Below are 18,592 nucleotides of genomic sequence, written 5' to 3' on the forward strand. Positions count from 1 at the left end.
TAAATCATTTTTTACAGTTTACAACGTTCCACATTAGCTAAACCTTAACTAAATGAAATAGTAGCAAGAACAAAATTTTCCTTTTCGAAAAAAAAACAAATATTTAACAGCTACCAATACTATTTTTTACTAATTTTATAACTGTTAATCAATGCAATACCTTTTGATTACAGAAATTTAACTGAATTATTAACCTAAAAAAAGAATGCTTTTGAAAAATTTAAAAAGTTTTACCACTCTTTTTTGTACGGTGTTCAAATTAAAAATCGAAGAAAAAGAGCCTAAAAGGAAATTATTAAATGAAATAAGGATATTTCAATAGTAACACCTAAGGTTAAAAGAGTAGATTACTATACTTGATTAAAGATTAATCTATAAAATGAAAAAGTAAAATCTACAGCAATAGATCAAACCAACGGTTCCGAATGTGAATTTGAGCCTCAATTGAATTTAATAGTTAAAAAACGGTAAATACAACATCGCAAAACAGCACATACACGGTTTTGCAATTACAATTTTATAATACCGCATTTTATTCAGGTATTTAAACGAGAAAGACTAATCATTACGATTAGTCTTTCTTTTTTATGGGGTAGTGAAATAATTTATTCTGTGATTAAATAGATTCCATCTTCTTTAATTTCGATTAATTTTTCTCTATATAAAGCACCTATTGCTTTTTTAAATGTTTTTTTACTCATTTTTAAAACCGTCTTAATATCCTCTGGATGTGAGTTATCAGTCAATCTTAAAAAACCACGACTGGCACGCAGTTCGTTCATGATTAAATCAGCATTGGGTTCGATACTTTGGTACCCTTGAATTTGCAGAGCAACATCAATTTTATTATCAGGACGTATATTTTTAATGTATCCACGCATGCGGTCTCCCGTGCGTATTGCATCATCATAGACTTCATCTTTATACAACAACCCTTTATGACGCTCGTTTATAATCACATTAATTCCTATTTCGGTAATGTGCGAAACGATTAATTCAACTTCCTCTCCTTTTTCAACAGTCAATTCCTCATTTTTCAAGAATTGATTCGTTTTACTCGAAGCGACTAAACGATTGGTTTTTTCATCCATATACAGGTAGACCAAGTAGCGTTTTCCTTTTTCCATAGGACGCGCTTGCTCTTTAAACGGAACTAGAATATCTTTTTCCATTCCCCAATCCATAAAAGCACCTACTTGATTCACATAATTCACACGTAAAAGTGCAAACTCATTTAGTAAAATATAAGGTTCAAGCGTAGTAGCCACTGGACGTTGTTCATGATCTAAATAAACAAAAACAATAAGCTCCTCTCCTATTTCAAATTCGTTTGGAACATATTTATTAGGTAAAAGCACATCGTGAATTCCTACAGGATCTGTTTCTGGAGTTCCCAAAAATAATCCAACTTGAGTATCTCGAAGTATTGTAAGTGTATTGTATTTTCCTATTTCAATCATTTTATTCAATTTTCTAAGCCGCAAAGGTACGAAGTTTGAAAATACTTCTATCATGCTTCTATATAATAACTAATCTTTTTATGTAGCAATAACATACACTGCTCTCAAGAAACCATTGTCCTGCTGTACGCAGTATCTTTTTGGCTGAACGCCAGCCAAAAAAGGATACACGCTTCCATCAGGGCTAGTTACAACAATCACAATATTATAGGACTTTCACAACTCAAATCGTTCAGAAGTTTATAAACATCATTCGCTTAAACAAGTATTAAAACTGTTGACGATGCACTATAATTTCACTTTTTTACTTATTTTTAAACTTTTAATAATTGAATGTGCACTAATCACTCCCTTATATTGGACGTCATTAGACTACAGCACCATATTATTAGGTTTAATACAATAATAAATAACACCAAAAAATGAAACCAAATCCTATTATTTGCCTACTGGCCTTGCTTTTTTTCTCACAGCAGTCAATAGCACAACGCACAATCGAAGATCCCGAAATCTCAAAAATGATTTCAGAAATTAAAGCTGACAATCTAGAAACTACCGTTAAAAAATTAGTTTCTTTTGGAACGCGCCATACCTTAAGTGACACAAAGAGCAACAGTCGCGGAATAGGCGCTGCTCAAAGATGGGTAAAATCAGAATTTGACAAATATGCTACCGCTTCAAATGGCAGATTAACAGCAAACATTGATTTTTTTGATGTAAAAGCAGATGGTCGTCGCATCGCAAATGATAGCAAGCTAGCTAATGTGATGGGGACTTTAAAAGGAACAGATGCTAATGATAACCGCGTTTTAATCGTTAGTGGTCACATCGACTCTAGAGTTACAGATGTAATGGATGCCAAGTCTGACGCACCTGGTGCAAACGATGACGGATCAGGTGTAGCAGCGGTGATGGAATTAGCAAAGATCATGAGTAAAAGAAGTTATCCTTTTACCATTATATTCGTTGCTCTTACAGGAGAAGAACAAGGATTGTATGGTGCAAAACATTTAGCTGAAAAAGCAAAAAGTGAAAATTGGAATATTGTTGCCATGCTTAACAATGACATGATTGGTAATAGCCTTTCTAGTGGAACCAATCTAAGAGACAATACTAAATTTAGAATTTTCAGCGAAGCTACTCCCTACTTAGAGACAGCCGATGAAGCTAAAATGCGAAAACTTACAAATCGCGATAACGATAGTCCGTCACGATTATTAGCACGCTATATTAAGTCGGTTACGGAGCAATATGTACCGCAACTTGAAGTAAATTTGGTTTACCGTAATGATCGTTTTCTACGTGGTGGTGATCACACACCTTTTAGTCAAAATGGTTTTACTGCGGTGCGTTTTTGTGAAATGAATGAGAATTTTGATCATCAGCATCAAGATTTACGAACAGAAAATGCCGTAAAATATGGCGATTTGCCTGAATTCATGGATTTTGATTATTTAAGAAAAATAACAGCTTCAAATTTGGTTACTCTTGCAAATCTTGCTTGGTCTCCAAACGCACCCACAGCTGTAGGTATTGAAGTAAAAGATTTAACTAATTTCTCAAATTTAGTTTGGAAAGCACCAGAAGGAAAAGCTCCTTATGGTTACCAAGTTCTCATTAGAGAAACATCTGATGCAGGATGGCAAAAATCAATTTTTGTAACTGATACTAAAGCAACCATTCCATATTCTAAAGACAACTTTTTATTTGCAGTTCAAGCAGTAGATGAATTAGGGCATAGTAGTTTACCTGTATTTCCTGTTCCCGTGAGATAATGCGTTGATTAAAAAATTATATGACACATATAATTTTTTAATCGAATTGCAAATTACTGATGAAATGTTTATTCATAGAAAAAGCGCCTTAAAAGGCGCTTTTTTTTATTTGTGCTAACTATTAACTAGTTGTAAACACTTTCTTTTTTAAAGTGAACTGCTAGTAAATAATATACTACAGCTCTATGTTTAGTTTTATTAGAACGACCATACTTTTCCATAACAGCATCGATTCCAGCATCTAGATCTTTACTATCTGTTAATCCTAACTTCTTGATTAAAAAGTTATTTTTCACCGTATCCAATTCAGATTGCTGGCTACCTGCAACTGTAGAAGAATCGGTGTTGTAAATTGATGGACCGCATCCAATTGTTACTTTGGTTAATAAATCCATATCTGGAGTAACTCCACATTTGTCTTTAAGATCAGCTGCATACTTTACAATCAATTCGTCTCTCTTACTCATAATTTTAAGTTTTTATTTGTAGTTATTATTTTCCCAAATTTAACTAAATATTATCCCTAAAAAATACGAAATTAAATTATTATCGTAAAAATAGACGAACTACTATTAAATCCGATGAAATTAACCCAAAAAGAAGTTCTAAATTTTAAAAATAGCCTTTTTATTACGATTTAATCATTTCGTTAACTAGTGAACAGTCCTAAATTAGGTTTTTAAAAAAGCTTAATAGTATTTTATCATTAACAATCATGGGGGTAAAAACTTCTAAAATTGTAGGAGCATCATTAGTTTCATACAATAATTTCAATGCAATTTTTAAACTTTCTTCATCACTTGCTACGCTGTAATTTAGTTTATACATCGCTGCCATATGTTCTGCAGTTAGACTGTGTGCCGTCTCAAAAAAGGTATTAAAAACAGGCGTTTCTTTATGACCAGGCAAAATTCTAAAAATACCACCACCTCCATTATTAATAAGGATGATTTTAAAATTTTTAGGAATATAATTGTTCCATAGCGCGTTACTGTCATATAAGAAACCAACATCACCAGTAATAAATACTGTTGGTTTTACTGACGCAACCCCCGCCCCTATTGCAGTTGATGTGCTTCCGTCAATTCCACTCGTTCCGCGGTTACAAAAAACCTCAATTGACGGATCAATATCGATTAATTGTGCATATCTAATGGCCGAACTGTTGCTTACTTGCAATTGAGAGTTTGCAGGTAGTGACGCGATTACTTTTTCGAATGCTTTAAAGTCTGAAAACGGAATAGTTTCTAAATAGTTTGCAGTTCTTATTTTTCGCAAAGCCACGACAGCTGCCATTTTATTCGAATAGTCACTAGTAATAGATTGATCTAGCAACGGAATAAATTTTTCAAAAAAGTCATTCGGACAAACTTCGAAATGTTTTGATAAGGCACCGAAAGTATCATAAGCGCGCAAAGGATCGATGTGCCAATGCTGCTGTGGTTTATAATTTCGAAAAAATGCTTTAATACGCTTTGAAACAATCATTCCTCCAAAAGTCAATAGAATGTTAGGTTGGAACGTTTCAAAATCATCCTTAGTAAATGGAGTTATTATCGTATCAATATTGTTTATAAAAGCAGGGTGGTGTAAGTTAGATGTTGTTTCTGTTAAAACAATTACTGTGGGATCATTTGCTAAATAATCACTGATGAATTGCTTTACAAATTCTGGAGGATTTACCCCTACTAAAACCATTTTTCTACTGGAGTTATTCCATATTTCAGCATATTCCACTAAATCAGTCGAAGTTAGAGTAACTTTTTGATTTTCATAACTGCTCATTTTTGGACTTATAGAAAGAGTATTTACCGTTTCATATAAGGGTTCTTCAAAAGGAATATTAATATGTACAGGACCATACTGATATTTTGCAGTATCAATAGCCCTATTTATCTCGTAATCATTTTTCTCTGAAGCTTCTTCGGTTAGATTGGCATTGTACAAACTATGATTTGCATATACATTTTCTTGACGAATCGTTTGACCATCACCAATATCGATTTTGTTTTGAGGTCGGTCTGCAGAAAGCACTATAAGCGGAATCTGACTATAAAACGCTTCTGCAAAGGCTGGGTAATAATTTAATAAGGCTGACCCTGAACTACAAACTAAAGCTACAGGCGTTTGTTTTTGCTGTGCAATTCCTAAAGCAAAGAAAGCTGCTGAGCGTTCATCGGCAATGCTATAACAATCAAATTCTGAGCGACTCGAAAAGCCTATTGTTAATGGTGCATTTCTTGATCCTGGAGAGATTACTACGGTGGTAATTCCTTTGGCTAAGCATATTTCGATTACACTTTGTGCTAAAGGTATTTTTGGATAAATCATTACTATTTAGTTTAGATTTTAATGCTTGAAACACTTGAAAATGGCTCTAACATCAATTACTACAAAGTTACAAACTTGCTTCCTCTTTTCGGTTTATTTTAACTGATTTTTGCTAAATTTGGAAACAAAATAAAACCTCATGGACATCAATATCAGAAACTATAAAACCGAAGACACACAAGCGATTTTGGACATTTTAAATTACAATATTCTGCACTCAACGGCGCTGTACGATTACAATGTTAGAACATATGAGGTTCAATTGGCCATGCTTGAGGATAAGGTAAAAAAAGGGTTTCCCATAATTATCGCTGAAGTTAATGGTGCTGTAGCCGGTTTTGGAATGTATGGGGAATTTAGATTCAAAGAAGCGTATAAATTCACTGTGGAGCACTCCGTTTATGTTAGTAATGATTTTCAGGGTAAAGGAATAGGCAAATTGCTGTTGAAAGAATTAATTGCCGCTGCAAAAGAGCAAGGAATTCACACCATGATTGCAGTAATCGATTCTGAAAATCAGAGTAGTGTTGATTTTCACGAAAAGTTCGGATTTGAAACTGTAGGACTCATAAAAGAATCTGGATGGAAATTTGAGCGCTGGTTGCACTCGGTTTTTATGCAATTGATTTTAAAATAATTATAAAACTTAAATTTTGAAACAGAAAGAAATCACCACTTATAAATTTGAGACTATATCGGTATTGGCTGTAGTCCTTTGTTGGTTTATATTGATGCTTTCATTTGTACTACTCTTTAATTTTGGTCAAAATTTATTTTTGTAACTCTTTTTTTTTGTCCTAGGTTTTATTTCAGGGTATGCTCTGTGCAAATATTTTACAGGAACATTTGAAATTATCATTAATGACCAACAAAAAACAGCAATTGTACGCTGGGAGAAAAAGGTAATTTTAACATTCATCAAGGAACAAACCATTGATTTAACTTCTCTAAGAGACTGTAAAGAATGGTCTGGACGGGTTAATGATCGTGTAAATTTGTATTTTATAGATGCAGAAACTGCCTTCTTAGATATTAGTAGCCTTTTTAACGCAAGTAAAAATCAGAAAGAACAAGCGGTACTAATCGCTCATATGAAAAGATATGTATATGAAAAATAAAAGAGCCACTTAAGGCTCTTTTATTCTTTAATATAGCTACGATTTTATCCAATCAGTAATTTCGGGATCTGTGGGTGATGTTTGTGGTGAAATAACTTTTTCTACTTCTCCATTTTCATTAATCAAGTATTTCTGGAAATTCCATTCAACGGTAGAATCTACAACACCGTTTTTTTCTTTCTTGGTCAAAAACTGGTAAACTTCACAAATACCTTCCCCTTTTACGGTAACCTTACTCATCATAGGAAAGGTGACACGATAATTGCGCTCACAAAAAGTAGCAATCTCTTCATTTGTACCCGGCTCCTGCCCTGCAAAATCATTTGAGGGAAATCCTATAATCGTGAATCCTTTACTTTGATATTCTTTATGAATTGCTTCCAATCCTTCAAATTGCGGAGTCAATCCACATTGAGATGCCGTATTCACAATCATCATTTTCTTGCCTTTAAGACTAGAAAAATCAAAGGTGTTTCCTGCTAAGTCAGTTGTCTTGAATTGGTATATTGTTTTATCTTCCATTTTTATGTTGTCGTTTTGTTATGTTATTTTATGATAAGGATTGAGCGTCGCTTTCGAAAAAAAAGCTTCTTAATTTCTAACTAAAAGTAATCAAATTTTCGCAACAGCGCATAAAAAAGCCCAGTAACAAACAAACAAAACTGGGCTTAGTAACAAAAACAAACAAATTATGAATTCTTTATTAGAACGTGTAGGTCACTTTTCCTTTCATGAAAAACGGTGTTCCAGGCGTGAAATGAATTTCTTCTACACTGGCAATCTCATTTTGCAAACGAGACTCTGTTGCAAATTGTGTTTCATTCCATTCTGTGTCAAATAAATTTTCCACTGAAATACCAAAAGTGACATTCTTAATTTTGTAATTTATATTAAAATCGGCTATCGCATATCCCTTTGCGACTATTGAATTATCTTCATTTGCAGGACGACTTTTTAATATGCGGTAACGCAAACCTCCTGAAAACCCTTTCCATTTTTGAAAACTCAAACCGGTAGTAGCGGTAAAATCAGGTGCTAACGGAATATAATCTTCTCCTTTTACTTCGTCAATACTGCGGGCATAAGTATAGTTTGCATCAGCGTCAAAATAAATATAGTCATTTAATTGGTAACGAAGTCCAAGATCTACTCCCATTCTTCTTGTTTTTCCACTTGGTTCAATTATTCCAGCGTCACCCACGTACGCAAACTCCTGCTGCAGGTATAAATACCATAACGCTGAATTAATTAATAATTTAGGAAACGGCTTCCAGATTGTTCCAAGGTCAGCTCCAATAGCTGTAGGCAAAATTTCCTTACCATTATTTTCAACCACAACGCGAGTGTCATTCGAGTGAAATCCTATTCCGCTTTTTAAGTAAAATTGTAAATCATTGCGGTGTGAATATATGAAATTTAATTTTGGTGACAACTTAACTTCCGTTTCTGTTTGCGTTTTATACCCATCTTGCAATTTATCCTGGTAGTTAAATTTAAAATAATCAATTCTGATTGCAGGGTTAATCATCAGTTTACCAAATTTGAACTCACTATTTACGTAACTAAAACCATTTGTTTGATCAATATCACCCAGCTTTATATTATCTAAAACTGTTGTTCTATTTAAGGTATGAGACAACTCAGTATCTACTGTAGCATCAGATCTAAACCCTATTCCAACTTGCAATAAAACGTCCCAATCGTCAGTTTTCAAACTCTTGTTCAACTCCGCGTGCATTCCGTAGATAGAGCGGTTGTCTTTTTGCTTGATTTGATCGCCATTTATAGGATCGTCTAAGAAGAAAGTGAAATTTGAATATAACTCAAAATCATATTTTGAATAATATGCATTTGCTTTTACAAAAGTGTTTTCGTCGATTGACTTGCTTAAAACCGCATTGATATTTGTTCGAGAAGTCTTCCCACCTTCTGTATCATCGACAGCTCCAAACCTTGAAATAAAACCAGCATCTACTAAGCGTTGCGGAATTTGTCCTGAAGCATCCCACTTACTCGAAAAATGGGAGGCCGTTATTGAAAATTTACTATTGTCATTTAGCAAAGCCGAATATTTACCCAACAGATTGACTCTATTAAAATTTTGGGGGGAATCAAAAGGTCCGTCTGATAGGATATATTCTGAGGCAATGTAAGCAGATTGCTTGTCATTTTTACCCAGTAAATCTAATAAAGCAACTGTTCTTAACGTATTGAATTGTCCAGCTTCTACACTGATACTACTTTTTTCAATTTTATCCTTAGTTTGGAAAGCAACATATCCTGCAGTTGCAAAATCACCTTTGCTCGCTGTGTACGGACCTTTACCAAAATCAATCTTATCAACTGTTTCTGGAATTACAAAGTGCAAATCAGCATAACCCTGACCGTGTGCATGTGATACCATATTTACTGGCATCCCATCTACATTAATAGCAATATCTGTCCCGTGATCAATATCAAAACCTCTTAAAAATATTTGTTCGGCTTTACCTCCACCGGCATGTTGTCCTATAAATAATCCAGGAACCTTTCTTAAAATTTCTTGCGAAGAATTCACCGGAGTGGTTTCTAAATCAATTTTTGAGACGATATTCATAGCATCTAACTTAGGTTGGATAACAATTTCATTCAACCTAAAAATGTCATCGTTCAAAACTATTATACTGTTGTTGCTTTCGACTAAAAAACTAATTCTTTTATAGCCAAGAGCTGTGATTTTCAAGGATTGATTCGATTCGGTTTTATCAATCGTAAATATTCCTAGTTCATTTGTATGAGCATGGGTATTTGTCGTTTCATTAACTACATAAGCATGATCAATTGGGTTTCCGTATGAATCGATAATCTTACCATTATGATGTTGCCCATTCATTACGATAAAGAAAAAGGAAGTCATTATAATAGTGAGGTAGCGCATATTATAAGGTTTTTATTCTCTGCTCAAAATTAGGGCCTAATTCGTACAAACTTCCTAATAATTCTTCTTTTATTGGAACAATTTTATCGTTCATTTTGTTGGCTTTGTAAATCATAGCCAAATGGTATTGCACTTTTGGCTCGAAAGATTTTCCAATAACATGCTCTTTGGCAATAGCCAAGGCTTTTTGGTTTTCGCCAACATTTAAATAAGACCAAGCTAATAGAGAATAGGAATCTGGCGTAGGACGATGATCCACTTCAATTTTAGCAATCTCTAGTGCTTGCGCTGCATTTTGTTTGGCATCTGCATAAATTAAAACGTTGTATTTATTGTACATTGCTCCATAATCATGTGTTTTCAGCATTGTAAAATAAGCATTTTCATCTTTTAAAGCCTCATCTTTATTCCCCTCAAATTGAGCTATTTGTGATTTCAATAAATAAAAGTCCGGTGTATTGTGTGCGACTTCAATAGCTTCGACAATTCTCTTTGCTTCTTTAGTATTGCGCTCATGCGAAAAAACTATCCAAGCAATTCCTTTTAAAGCATAGGAATAATTGGGATCTATTTTTAATGTTTTTAGGTAACAATCATAGGAATCTTGAACTCTTCCGGCGTGACCGTAAAAATCACCTAGATTTGAATAAGACCATATTTTTAATGTTTTATTATTTTCTTTTTCAGCGATATCTCTCGCTTTCTCCATGAAACCAATAGCAGTGTCTAAATCTCCTTTGTGATCATTCCATTTTGCAAGACGAATAAGATAATCATAATCATTCATATCTTTAATTGCATTCAAGTTTGCTAGCGCAAGATCAAAGTCGCCTAATTCCATTTGTACATCAAATAGCAATTTTTGAGTTTCGGCTTTGCCTTCACCTATTAGTAAAGCTTTATTTGCAAGTACAAGCGCTTCTTTAAAACGGTGTTGTGCAATATAATTGCGCGCTAATGAACGGAGTGTGTTTACTTTTGAATAATTATTTTCTTGGTTAGATTGTTCTAATAATTTTTCAGTTTTATATAAATAATCAATATTTCCAGTGTAGTCAAATAATGTCGCATATTTTGCGGCTATAATTCCCAAGTAGCTCGATTGATTAGGGGCTTTATCATATTTTGTTTGCCAAAAATTTATCTCGCTATTTGCAAAATCTACTGATGGGTTTTTATCCGTTGAAAGGTATTGCTCATAGTCAGCAACCTTGGTAATTTGTTCTGTTTTTTTCTCACAACCAAAAATAAATACAATTGTAAATAGTAGTGCGGGTATTATTTTGTACTGCTTCATAATCTTGGTGATTTACTTGTTTATTTGTTTGTTTTAATAATTTGCTTGTGATGTAAAAAGTAAACAGAGGCTTATTATATAAGCACTCTGTTAACTTGTACTTATTTTACCAAGCTGCTCCCATATAAGGAAAAGCAACTGTAAATGCTTTATCATTAGCATCAACGTGATCTGATGTTAACTGTGGATTGTCTGCTCCTTGAGGTCCACCAAAAATCAGTAGTAATTCTGTGTCAATTACATCATCTGCAAGTGCTCTTCCTGTAAGTACATTTGTACCATCGAAGAACGTTGTTTTACCTGTTGTAGCAACTCCTAAGATATCAGTCGCAAGTACTCCTGTAAATTGATCTGCTGTTAATGTCAAAGCGTTTGTAGTATACGCAGGATTAAGCGCTAACAAACGTGATTTAAAAATAGATTGGTAGGTAGCTCCCATTTGAGAAGGTATCGTACCATTGAAATCATCTTTTGGTTGGCCAGATGCTATAAACACAGTGTTTATCGCCGGGCGTGCCATTTGATCTTGTTGCACAAAAGTCCCTGAGAAATCTACGCTAGTAATTGGATCTACATTATTGTTATCATCATCATTACAACTTACTGTTGCTATTGCAACTAGTAAAACTGCTGCTATATTTTGTATCTTTATTGTTTTCATAGTTTTGCTATTTAAGAAGATTAATTATTGTTTTTTCTTAGTCTCTGACCATACGTTTATAGTTGCAGCATTCCCTAAACTACTTTTAGGCACTTCAACAACTACTGCAAGCACATTTGTACCAGCAAAAGTATCAGTCCCAGGATTATTGAATCCAGTAGCTGTTCCTCCTAATATTTTTTGGAACTGACCTAAATCAAAGAAAAAAGGATCGTCTCTAGGACCTGCAAAAAATTTCATTCCGTTTTCAGTCGATACATTTGCAGCAGCACCATACTTAGAAATAGCAACACTTCCTGATGCTTTACTCACATCAATAGTACTTGATAAACCTTTAGCAGCTGGAGCATACGGACCAAAGAAATACATCTTATCCCCTTTTCTAATGGCTTGAATTACTAAATCTTCTACATTGTCTCCTGTATTATCAATATTTACTTCGATAAGCATATTTTCACTAAACTCTGCAGCAGCTGTTCCTCCTGGACTAAGTAGCCCTTGCGTGTTGACTGCAAATACCATGTTATTAGTGTCCTGTCCTTGAAATGCATAAACATCTGTAATGTCTGCCGCATTTCCTGTTACTGATGGCGCATCAATATGGTCAGCTGCAACAAGAACTAATCCCGAAATAGCGACTAACGATAAGCCAATAATCATTTTTGTTTTTTTCATTTTGAAATAGTTTAAAAGGTTATATACAAGTAGTTACGGCAAATAGTTTGTTGTGGTTTTAGAAATAGTAAATAAAATCATAAAATTTCGACAATATAAACGCAATACGTTGATTACTAGTTGTTTAAAAACAAAATGAAATCTTAACTTTTTTCGTCTGCTGTTTTTTTACGTACAATTGTGATACTTAAATGATTTGTAGTTAAGTTTGTAACAACAAAACGACAAAATTATGAGCCAGGAAGAATTATTAGTCCTTATATATAAGAAGGACGAAAGAGCGTTTACACACTTGTATGATATGTATTCTAAAAGTTTGTTTTCGGTGATCAACGTTCTTGTAAAGAATCGAGAAGAGGCAGAAGATGTTTTACAAGATGTCTTTATTAAAATATGGAAAAACATCGACAGCTATAATGAAAGCAAAGGCCGATTTTATACTTGGATTTTAAATATAGCACGCAACACATCAATAGATAAATTGCGCTCTAAGGGCTTTAACAACAGTCAAAAAAACCTATCCTCAGATAATTTCGTATATCTACTTGACGACAGTAACAAACTGACGAATAAAGTAGACACGATTGGGATACAGGAATTTGTAAAAAAACTAAAACCTAAGTGTATACAAATTATTGATTTATTGTTCTTTAAAGGATACACACAGCAAGAAGCGTCAGAAGAGCTGGAAATCCCCCTTGGAACCGTGAAAACACATAATAGAAATTGTATAAATGATTTAAGAAACTATCTAAAAGTATAATGGAAAACGAAAACAGAGAATACATCGACTCCGGTATCTTAGAAATGTATGTTTATGGCTTATTAACTGAGAAAGAAAATGAAGAGATTGCAAATAAAGCCAAAGTAACTCCAGCAATTAACGAAGAAATAATTGCTATCGAAAAGGCAATTATTGCTTTGTCATCTAGCTTTTCACCTTTTCACTCAGTAGCAAACTACGAGAAGATTAAGGCCAAATTAGAATTGAAACATGCAGATGTTATCGAACTGCAACCTAGAAGTAATGTCGCACAATACTTAGGTTGGGCAGCCGCAATATTGTTACTAGTTGGTATTGGTTACCAATACAATGAATTAAATGTAACCAACAATCAAGTAGCCCTTACAGAGGTTCAAAAGACTAAATTAGAGCAAGAAAATAAAGCTTTGCAATTGCAAAATGCTACCACAGAAACTAACCTAGCAGTTGTTAGGGATGTCAACAACACTGTCGTGGAACTTGCTGGACAAGCAGCAGCGCCACAGTCATCTGCAAAGGTATACTGGAACAAACAAACAGAGGTTGTCTACATTGATGCTGCAAATTTACCTGAGCCACCAGAAGGCATGGTGTACCAAGTATGGGCTTTAAAATTGAGCCCACTTACTCCTACCAGCATTGGTCTACTAGACAATTTTGTTGCTAATAACCAACATATATTTGCAGTAGAAAAAACTGGAGATGCCGAAGCATTCGGAATCACATTAGAACCTAAAGGCGGAAGTTTGACTCCTACAATGGAACAACTATATACTTTAGGAAAAGTATAATATTTTTTTATTCGAAAAAAAGGCATTCACGTCACGACACGAATATTAGCATAAGTACCAGACTGTCTCACGATAGTCTGGTTTTTTTATGTTTTTCTTTAAATTACCACCGATCTTTTATTTTATAGAAATACGCATTTGCAACAATAGTGTTAAATGAATTCTTTGCACTATAAAGTATCTTATATTTGCATTTTTAAATATTAGATGAGCTATACCCTACTTTCCTCTCCTTTACAAGGATTTACAGATTTCCGATTTAGAAATGCACAAAACAAAATTTTTGGTGGAATTGATACATTCTATGCACCATACATTCGTTTAAACGGAAAAATGATTATCAAGAATTCGTATCAACGTGATTTACTGCCGGAAAACAACTCTGAATTAGAGGTGATTCCGCAAATTATCACTAACGACGCTGATGAGTTTTTATTTGTTTCTAAATATGTTCAAGAACTGGGATACAAAGAACTAAACTGGAATCTTGGTTGTCCCTATCCTATGGTTACCAAATGTGGTATGGGATCTGGACTTATAAGCAATACGGCAAAAATCGAGGAAATCTTACATAGAGTCAAAAACGAATCAGATGTTACAGTATCAATGAAAATGCGTTTGGGATATGATACCACCGAAGAAATTCTAGACGTACTGCCCATTTTAGAAAAATATGCTGTGAAAAATGTTGCAGTACATGCTCGATTAGGAAAACAATTATACAAAGGTGGCGTGCATTTAGACGCATTCCAAACCTGCATAGATCAAAGCAATGTAAAACTATATTACAATGGTGATATTACTACTGTAACCAAATTCAAAGAAATGCAAACTCATTTTCCTAGTATTGATCACTGGATGATAGGGCGCGGTTTAATCTCTGATCCTTTCTTACCTAGCATGATAAAGCAGGATACTTTAGAATACCCAAAAAACAAGATTGATTTGATTAGTGAATTCCATGACACTTTATATCAAGGGTATAGCGAATCACTATCTGGAGCAACGCACATCCTTTTAAAAATGCATCACTTGTGGGAATATTTTTCAGTCATTTTCGAAAATCCTCACAAAGTCCACAAGAAGATTAAAAAGGCAAATAGCATTAGAAATTACGAGACTGCGGTTGCAGAAATACTGAAGGCCGAAAGATTTTAAAAGCATAAAAAAAGTGTCAACTTAATAGTTGACACTTTTTTTATACCCTGTTTGTAACAGTTTTATTTTTTGTAATATTTTCGATACTTAGGATAGGCTAATGCTCCAATTAAGGTAATTGATCCTAATGAGTACCAAATCCAACTTAGGGAATGTGCTTCTCCACTAGCATAAGAGTGTAACCCCACTAAGTGAAAGTTTACTCCGTAATAGGTAAACAAAATCGAAATAAAAGCAAACATACTCATTAAATTAAAAACCCATTTCCCTCTTAATGCAGGAACAAAACGAGCATGTATAACAAAAGCATACACCATAATACTAATCAAGGCCCAAGTTTCTTTTGGATCCCATCCCCAGTAACGTCCCCAGCTCTCATTTGCCCATTGTCCTCCTAGAAAGTTACCTATGGTAAGCATGATTAAACCTATCGTTAAAGCCATTTCGTTGATATAAGTAATTTCTTGAATGTTCAAATCCATTTTGGCCTTGTTTTTTTCATTCGTAAAAAAGATCAATAAAAGCGAAACAAAACCTAAAATCATACCCAGCGCAAAAGGACCGTAACTAGCCACAATAACTGCTACGTGAATCATCAACCAGTAAGAATTAAGAACAGGTTGTAAATTTGCGATTTCTGGATCTAGCCAGTTTGCATAAGCCGCCATGAAAATCATAGATGTAACAAAAGCCGCAGAAGCTACTGTTAATTTAGATTTTCTATCAAATGCTAATCCAAAGAACATTGTTGCCCAAGCAACATATATAATAGCTTCATAAGCATTACTCCATGGTGCATGACCAGATATAAACCAACGAGCAATTAATGCTAATGTGTGTAAACCAAAGAACACACCTATAAGAATATGAAAGCCATTTACAGTTACACGTAGGTATTTTTTATCAAAGAAAATGCTCAACAAAGTAAAGATCAACATGAAAATTCCTCCAAGGGCATAACAAAAGAACAACTTAGGAAGAATATCATATTTATTATACAAGATTTCTAAATCAATCTTGTCTTCACTTGGTCTTACCTTGGCTCCAAATTTCTTTTGGAATCCATTCAAGCTTTCGACTAGATCATCGGCATTTTTATAATCACCGGTCTGCGAGGCTTGATTTAATGACCCAAAGTACAAAGGCAACACACTTTTAGTATACGTTGAATCCATACCTTTTAAACCTGCTTCACCCAATTCTAATGCCGAAACCCATTTATTATTTGGATCATTCGGGATAGGGAATATTTTTAAGATTCTTCCGCTCAACGCAGACTCCATTAAGTTTACTTTTTTATCTGTTTCGATAAAATCCTTTTCAAATTGGTTAGGATTTGCTGCCTTGTAAGCCGCGTCCAAATAGGGAGATAATTTATAATTTCCTTTTTCATCAAAGAAAGCAATAAATGGAGCATTGACTAATTTTGAATCTACTCCAATAATTTTACGAATACTATCATTTCCTTCTCTCAAATAAACTAACGGAATCTCAATCCAAAACTGCGCATATTGCGACATAGATAGAAAAACCTGATCTGGATTCATCCCTTTGTACGAATTAGAATGACTCACTTTACGCAACAATTCAGATGAGAAGGTGTTGATTGGCTTCATTCTACCACCAGCATCCTGAATTACTAGACGACCAAACTTGGCCGCATGTTCTTTTTTAACCTGAAATTTATTTAATAAAGAATCTAGTTGCTTCTCTGTAGGTGCTACTCTCGTATGTGTACCATTTTCTATATGATCAGCGTGATCGCCGTTCTCATCGTGATTATGGTTGTGTGCTTGTGAAAAACCACTTAAACTCATCATCAGGACAAGAATAGTGATCAGTTTAGATTTTTTAGTTTTAACCACTTCTAATTTTCTTTTTAAGTCGGTAAAGCGAGAATCCTTCGTGAACATGATTGCCATCATAGCAAAAAACAACATAAAGTATCCTGCGTAAGTAATTGCTGTTCCCCAGAAATCATGATTTACAGATAGTACTGTTCCTTTTTCATCTGGATCAAATGAAGATTGGAAAAAACGGTACCCTTTGTGATCTAATACATTATTCATAAATATTCTAGCATCATAGGTTTCGTCAGGATCTTGAACCGTTACCTTACTTTCAAAAGAAGAATAACTTTTCTCTGTTCCTGGATATTTTTGAGCAATAAAATCATTTAATTTTACTTTAAACGGCAATACATACGCTTTACTTCCAAAGAATAAACTGTAATCAATATTACCTATTCTCACTGTTTTAGCCTCTCCTATTTTTCCTTTCGAACCTACAATAGTAACTTCTTTTTCCTCACCATTTGCACGCACTTTAAGAACTAATGCGTCATCATGAGTTTTTGCTTTAAAATCATTATTAGATTCGTATGCAATCACTCCTTTTACAGCAGGGTCAGGAAAAACAAAGCGTTTTTCTCCTATGCTGTATAGCGATCGCATCATTAAAGGCTGTACCACATCCTTAACAACTTTCCCTTTTAATTTATCAGCCATACGCATAAAATCACCTTCAAAGGGAGTTTGAATGGTGTACTCTTTTCCAGTAGTATTTATATTAATTGCGCCTTCAGTAGGATTGTTTAATGCAAACAGTACGTTGTGAATATTTTGCACTTCACCTTCCTTGATGTAATGTTCCTCACGTCCACCGTCACCAGCTTCTACTAATTTTATATATTGAACCCCTTTTGGGTCTGGTTTCACATACTCTTTTGCTCCCATAACAAAATTTTCATAAGATACTTCAAAGGGAGTATCTGCAAATTTTTCGCTTATAGTGAAATCATTATTGGTTACAGGTGATAGCAGTAAAGGCTTCTCAAAGACCCTACGCTTCATTTCTCCTTTATATTCTCCGTCAACAAAAACGGTCAAAAAAGTCTTATCTGAATAAAATTGATTCTCTGCCGCACCTTCACGTATTGGCATCATTCCCTCATAACTAATATAACGGGTCACAAAAGCTCCCAATAATATAAAAATGAAAGATAAATGTAAAAGCAATGTTGCCCATTTTTCTTTTTTTAACAGCTGATAACGTTTGATGTTTCCAAAGAAATTGATCAAGAAAAATACCATGATCACCTCAAACCACCAAGCATTGTAAATTAAAATTCGCGCCGTGTCTGTGTTGTACTTGCTTTCGATAAAAGTTCCTACACCCATTGCTACTGCAAATACGATAAAAAGTAAGGCCATTAATCGGGTTGAAAACAAGAAAGAGAATAATTTTTTATTCATTTTTAAGGAATTACGATTTTAAAAAGTCCGACAAAAGTACTCAAAAATGTTGACTTTTTTTGAGAGACATTTGTTAATTAAATCCAAAAATCAGCGTTTAAACCCAATAAAAATAAAGAAATTTTGGGCGTGACTCCTTTCTTAAAAAAGGGCTAATTAAAATTGTCTCGATTAGCCCTTTTTTAAAAAAGCTGTCGGGTCATCCGCGCTACTTCGGTAGCTTGCTTCTACCCCTCACGCAAACCCCACAAAACAAGAAGTATTTTGCATTTTAGTCACTTTTTTTACTCGCTTTTTAAAAATTAATTCATAGGATTATTTATACCCTTACTAAAATCTATTTAACTGCAGTTCATTCGATTAAAATAATTAATACCCATTTATTTCCATTT

The 18,592-nt window shown here is 34.1% G+C and carries 12 protein-coding genes and 1 pseudogene; 5 read left to right on the top strand and 8 right to left on the bottom strand.

Annotated features, from left to right (window positions below; genetic code table 11):
* Positions 1 to 605: 605 nt before the first annotated feature.
* Positions 606 to 1,460, bottom strand: coding sequence for a CvfB family protein (locus H603_RS0104025; RefSeq protein ID WP_026707375.1), 855 nt, complete (start codon positions 1,458 to 1,460; stop codon positions 606 to 608).
* A gap of 422 nt (positions 1,461 to 1,882) precedes the next feature.
* Between H603_RS0104025 and H603_RS0104030 the strand changes: the two genes are divergently transcribed.
* Positions 1,883 to 3,235, top strand: a complete 1,353-nt coding sequence (locus H603_RS0104030) for a M28 family metallopeptidase (protein ID WP_026707376.1) — start codon at positions 1,883 to 1,885, stop codon at positions 3,233 to 3,235.
* 125 nt (positions 3,236 to 3,360) lie between these two features.
* On the opposite strand, the gene H603_RS0104035 is transcribed toward H603_RS0104030, so the two are convergent.
* A complete protein-coding gene (locus H603_RS0104035; RefSeq protein WP_026707377.1) occupies positions 3,361 to 3,702 on the bottom strand; it encodes a DUF2853 family protein in 342 nt (113 codons plus the stop codon).
* 199 nt (positions 3,703 to 3,901) lie between these two features.
* Positions 3,902 to 5,566: a 2-succinyl-5-enolpyruvyl-6-hydroxy-3-cyclohexene-1-carboxylic-acid synthase gene (gene menD, locus H603_RS0104040; protein WP_026707378.1), complete on the bottom strand. Its 1,665-nt coding sequence runs from the start codon at positions 5,564 to 5,566 to the stop codon at positions 3,902 to 3,904.
* A 139-nt stretch (positions 5,567 to 5,705) separates the two neighbouring features.
* On the opposite strand from menD, the gene H603_RS0104045 reads away from it, so the two are divergent.
* Positions 5,706 to 6,203, top strand: coding sequence for a GNAT family N-acetyltransferase (locus H603_RS0104045; RefSeq protein ID WP_026707379.1), 498 nt, complete (start codon positions 5,706 to 5,708; stop codon positions 6,201 to 6,203).
* 517 nt (positions 6,204 to 6,720) lie between these two features.
* Here the strand turns inward: H603_RS0104045 and H603_RS16425 are convergent.
* The 4 genes and pseudogenes from H603_RS16425 to H603_RS17645 all read right to left on the bottom strand — a co-directional run bounded on the left by H603_RS16425 (position 6,721) and on the right by H603_RS17645 (position 12,234).
* The gene (locus H603_RS16425; protein WP_245576085.1) at positions 6,721 to 7,212 is read right to left on the bottom strand and encodes a glutathione peroxidase; all 492 of its coding nucleotides are present in this window, start codon (positions 7,210 to 7,212) and stop codon (positions 6,721 to 6,723) included.
* A gap of 175 nt (positions 7,213 to 7,387) precedes the next feature.
* Positions 7,388 to 9,601, bottom strand: coding sequence for a TonB-dependent receptor (locus H603_RS0104055; RefSeq protein WP_026707380.1), 2,214 nt, complete (start codon positions 9,599 to 9,601; stop codon positions 7,388 to 7,390).
* 1 nt (position 9,602) lies between these two features.
* Positions 9,603 to 10,898: a tetratricopeptide repeat protein gene (locus tag H603_RS0104060; RefSeq protein ID WP_035675394.1), complete on the bottom strand. Its 1,296-nt coding sequence runs from the start codon at positions 10,896 to 10,898 to the stop codon at positions 9,603 to 9,605.
* A gap of 106 nt (positions 10,899 to 11,004) precedes the next feature.
* Positions 11,005 to 12,234 (bottom strand): annotated as a pseudogene (locus tag H603_RS17645) (DUF4331 family protein).
* A 232-nt stretch (positions 12,235 to 12,466) separates the two neighbouring features.
* Here H603_RS17645 and H603_RS0104075 point away from each other — a divergent pair.
* The 3 genes from H603_RS0104075 (at position 12,467) to H603_RS0104085 (ending at position 14,946) form a co-directional block, all read left to right on the top strand.
* Complete coding sequence (locus H603_RS0104075; RefSeq protein WP_026707384.1) at positions 12,467 to 12,997, top strand: RNA polymerase sigma factor; 531 nt, start codon at positions 12,467 to 12,469, stop codon at positions 12,995 to 12,997.
* Positions 12,997 to 13,788, top strand: a complete 792-nt coding sequence (locus H603_RS0104080; protein WP_035675395.1) for an anti-sigma factor — start codon at positions 12,997 to 12,999, stop codon at positions 13,786 to 13,788. The genes H603_RS0104075 and H603_RS0104080 overlap by 1 nt, the downstream gene beginning before the upstream one ends.
* A 207-nt stretch (positions 13,789 to 13,995) precedes the next feature.
* The gene (locus tag H603_RS0104085; protein WP_026707386.1) at positions 13,996 to 14,946 is read left to right on the top strand and encodes a tRNA dihydrouridine synthase; all 951 of its coding nucleotides are present in this window, start codon (positions 13,996 to 13,998) and stop codon (positions 14,944 to 14,946) included.
* 62 nt (positions 14,947 to 15,008) lie between these two features.
* On the opposite strand, the gene ccsA is transcribed toward H603_RS0104085, so the two are convergent.
* Positions 15,009 to 18,200, bottom strand: coding sequence for a cytochrome c biogenesis protein CcsA (gene ccsA, locus H603_RS0104090; RefSeq protein WP_026707387.1), 3,192 nt, complete (start codon positions 18,198 to 18,200; stop codon positions 15,009 to 15,011).
* Positions 18,201 to 18,592: the final 392 nt, after the last annotated feature.

It is taken from the genome of Flavobacterium frigidarium DSM 17623, assembly GCF_000425505.1.
Lineage (GTDB): Bacteria > Bacteroidota > Bacteroidia > Flavobacteriales > Flavobacteriaceae > Flavobacterium > Flavobacterium frigidarium.

Coding starts and splice junctions, on each gene's coding strand:
- H603_RS0104025 (WP_026707375.1), bottom strand. CDS start 1,460: ATGATTGAAATAGGAAAATACAATACACTTACAATACTTCGAGATACT.
- H603_RS0104030 (WP_026707376.1), top strand. CDS start 1,883: ATGAAACCAAATCCTATTATTTGCCTACTGGCCTTGCTTTTTTTCTCA.
- H603_RS0104035 (WP_026707377.1), bottom strand. CDS start 3,702: ATGAGTAAGAGAGACGAATTGATTGTAAAGTATGCAGCTGATCTTAAA.
- menD (WP_026707378.1), bottom strand. CDS start 5,566: ATGATTTATCCAAAAATACCTTTAGCACAAAGTGTAATCGAAATATGC.
- H603_RS0104045 (WP_026707379.1), top strand. CDS start 5,706: ATGGACATCAATATCAGAAACTATAAAACCGAAGACACACAAGCGATT.
- H603_RS0104055 (WP_026707380.1), bottom strand. CDS start 9,601: ATGCGCTACCTCACTATTATAATGACTTCCTTTTTCTTTATCGTAATG.
- H603_RS0104060 (WP_035675394.1), bottom strand. CDS start 10,898: ATGAAGCAGTACAAAATAATACCCGCACTACTATTTACAATTGTATTT.
- H603_RS0104075 (WP_026707384.1), top strand. CDS start 12,467: ATGAGCCAGGAAGAATTATTAGTCCTTATATATAAGAAGGACGAAAGA.
- H603_RS0104080 (WP_035675395.1), top strand. CDS start 12,997: ATGGAAAACGAAAACAGAGAATACATCGACTCCGGTATCTTAGAAATG.
- H603_RS0104085 (WP_026707386.1), top strand. CDS start 13,996: ATGAGCTATACCCTACTTTCCTCTCCTTTACAAGGATTTACAGATTTC.
- ccsA (WP_026707387.1), bottom strand. CDS start 18,200: ATGAATAAAAAATTATTCTCTTTCTTGTTTTCAACCCGATTAATGGCC.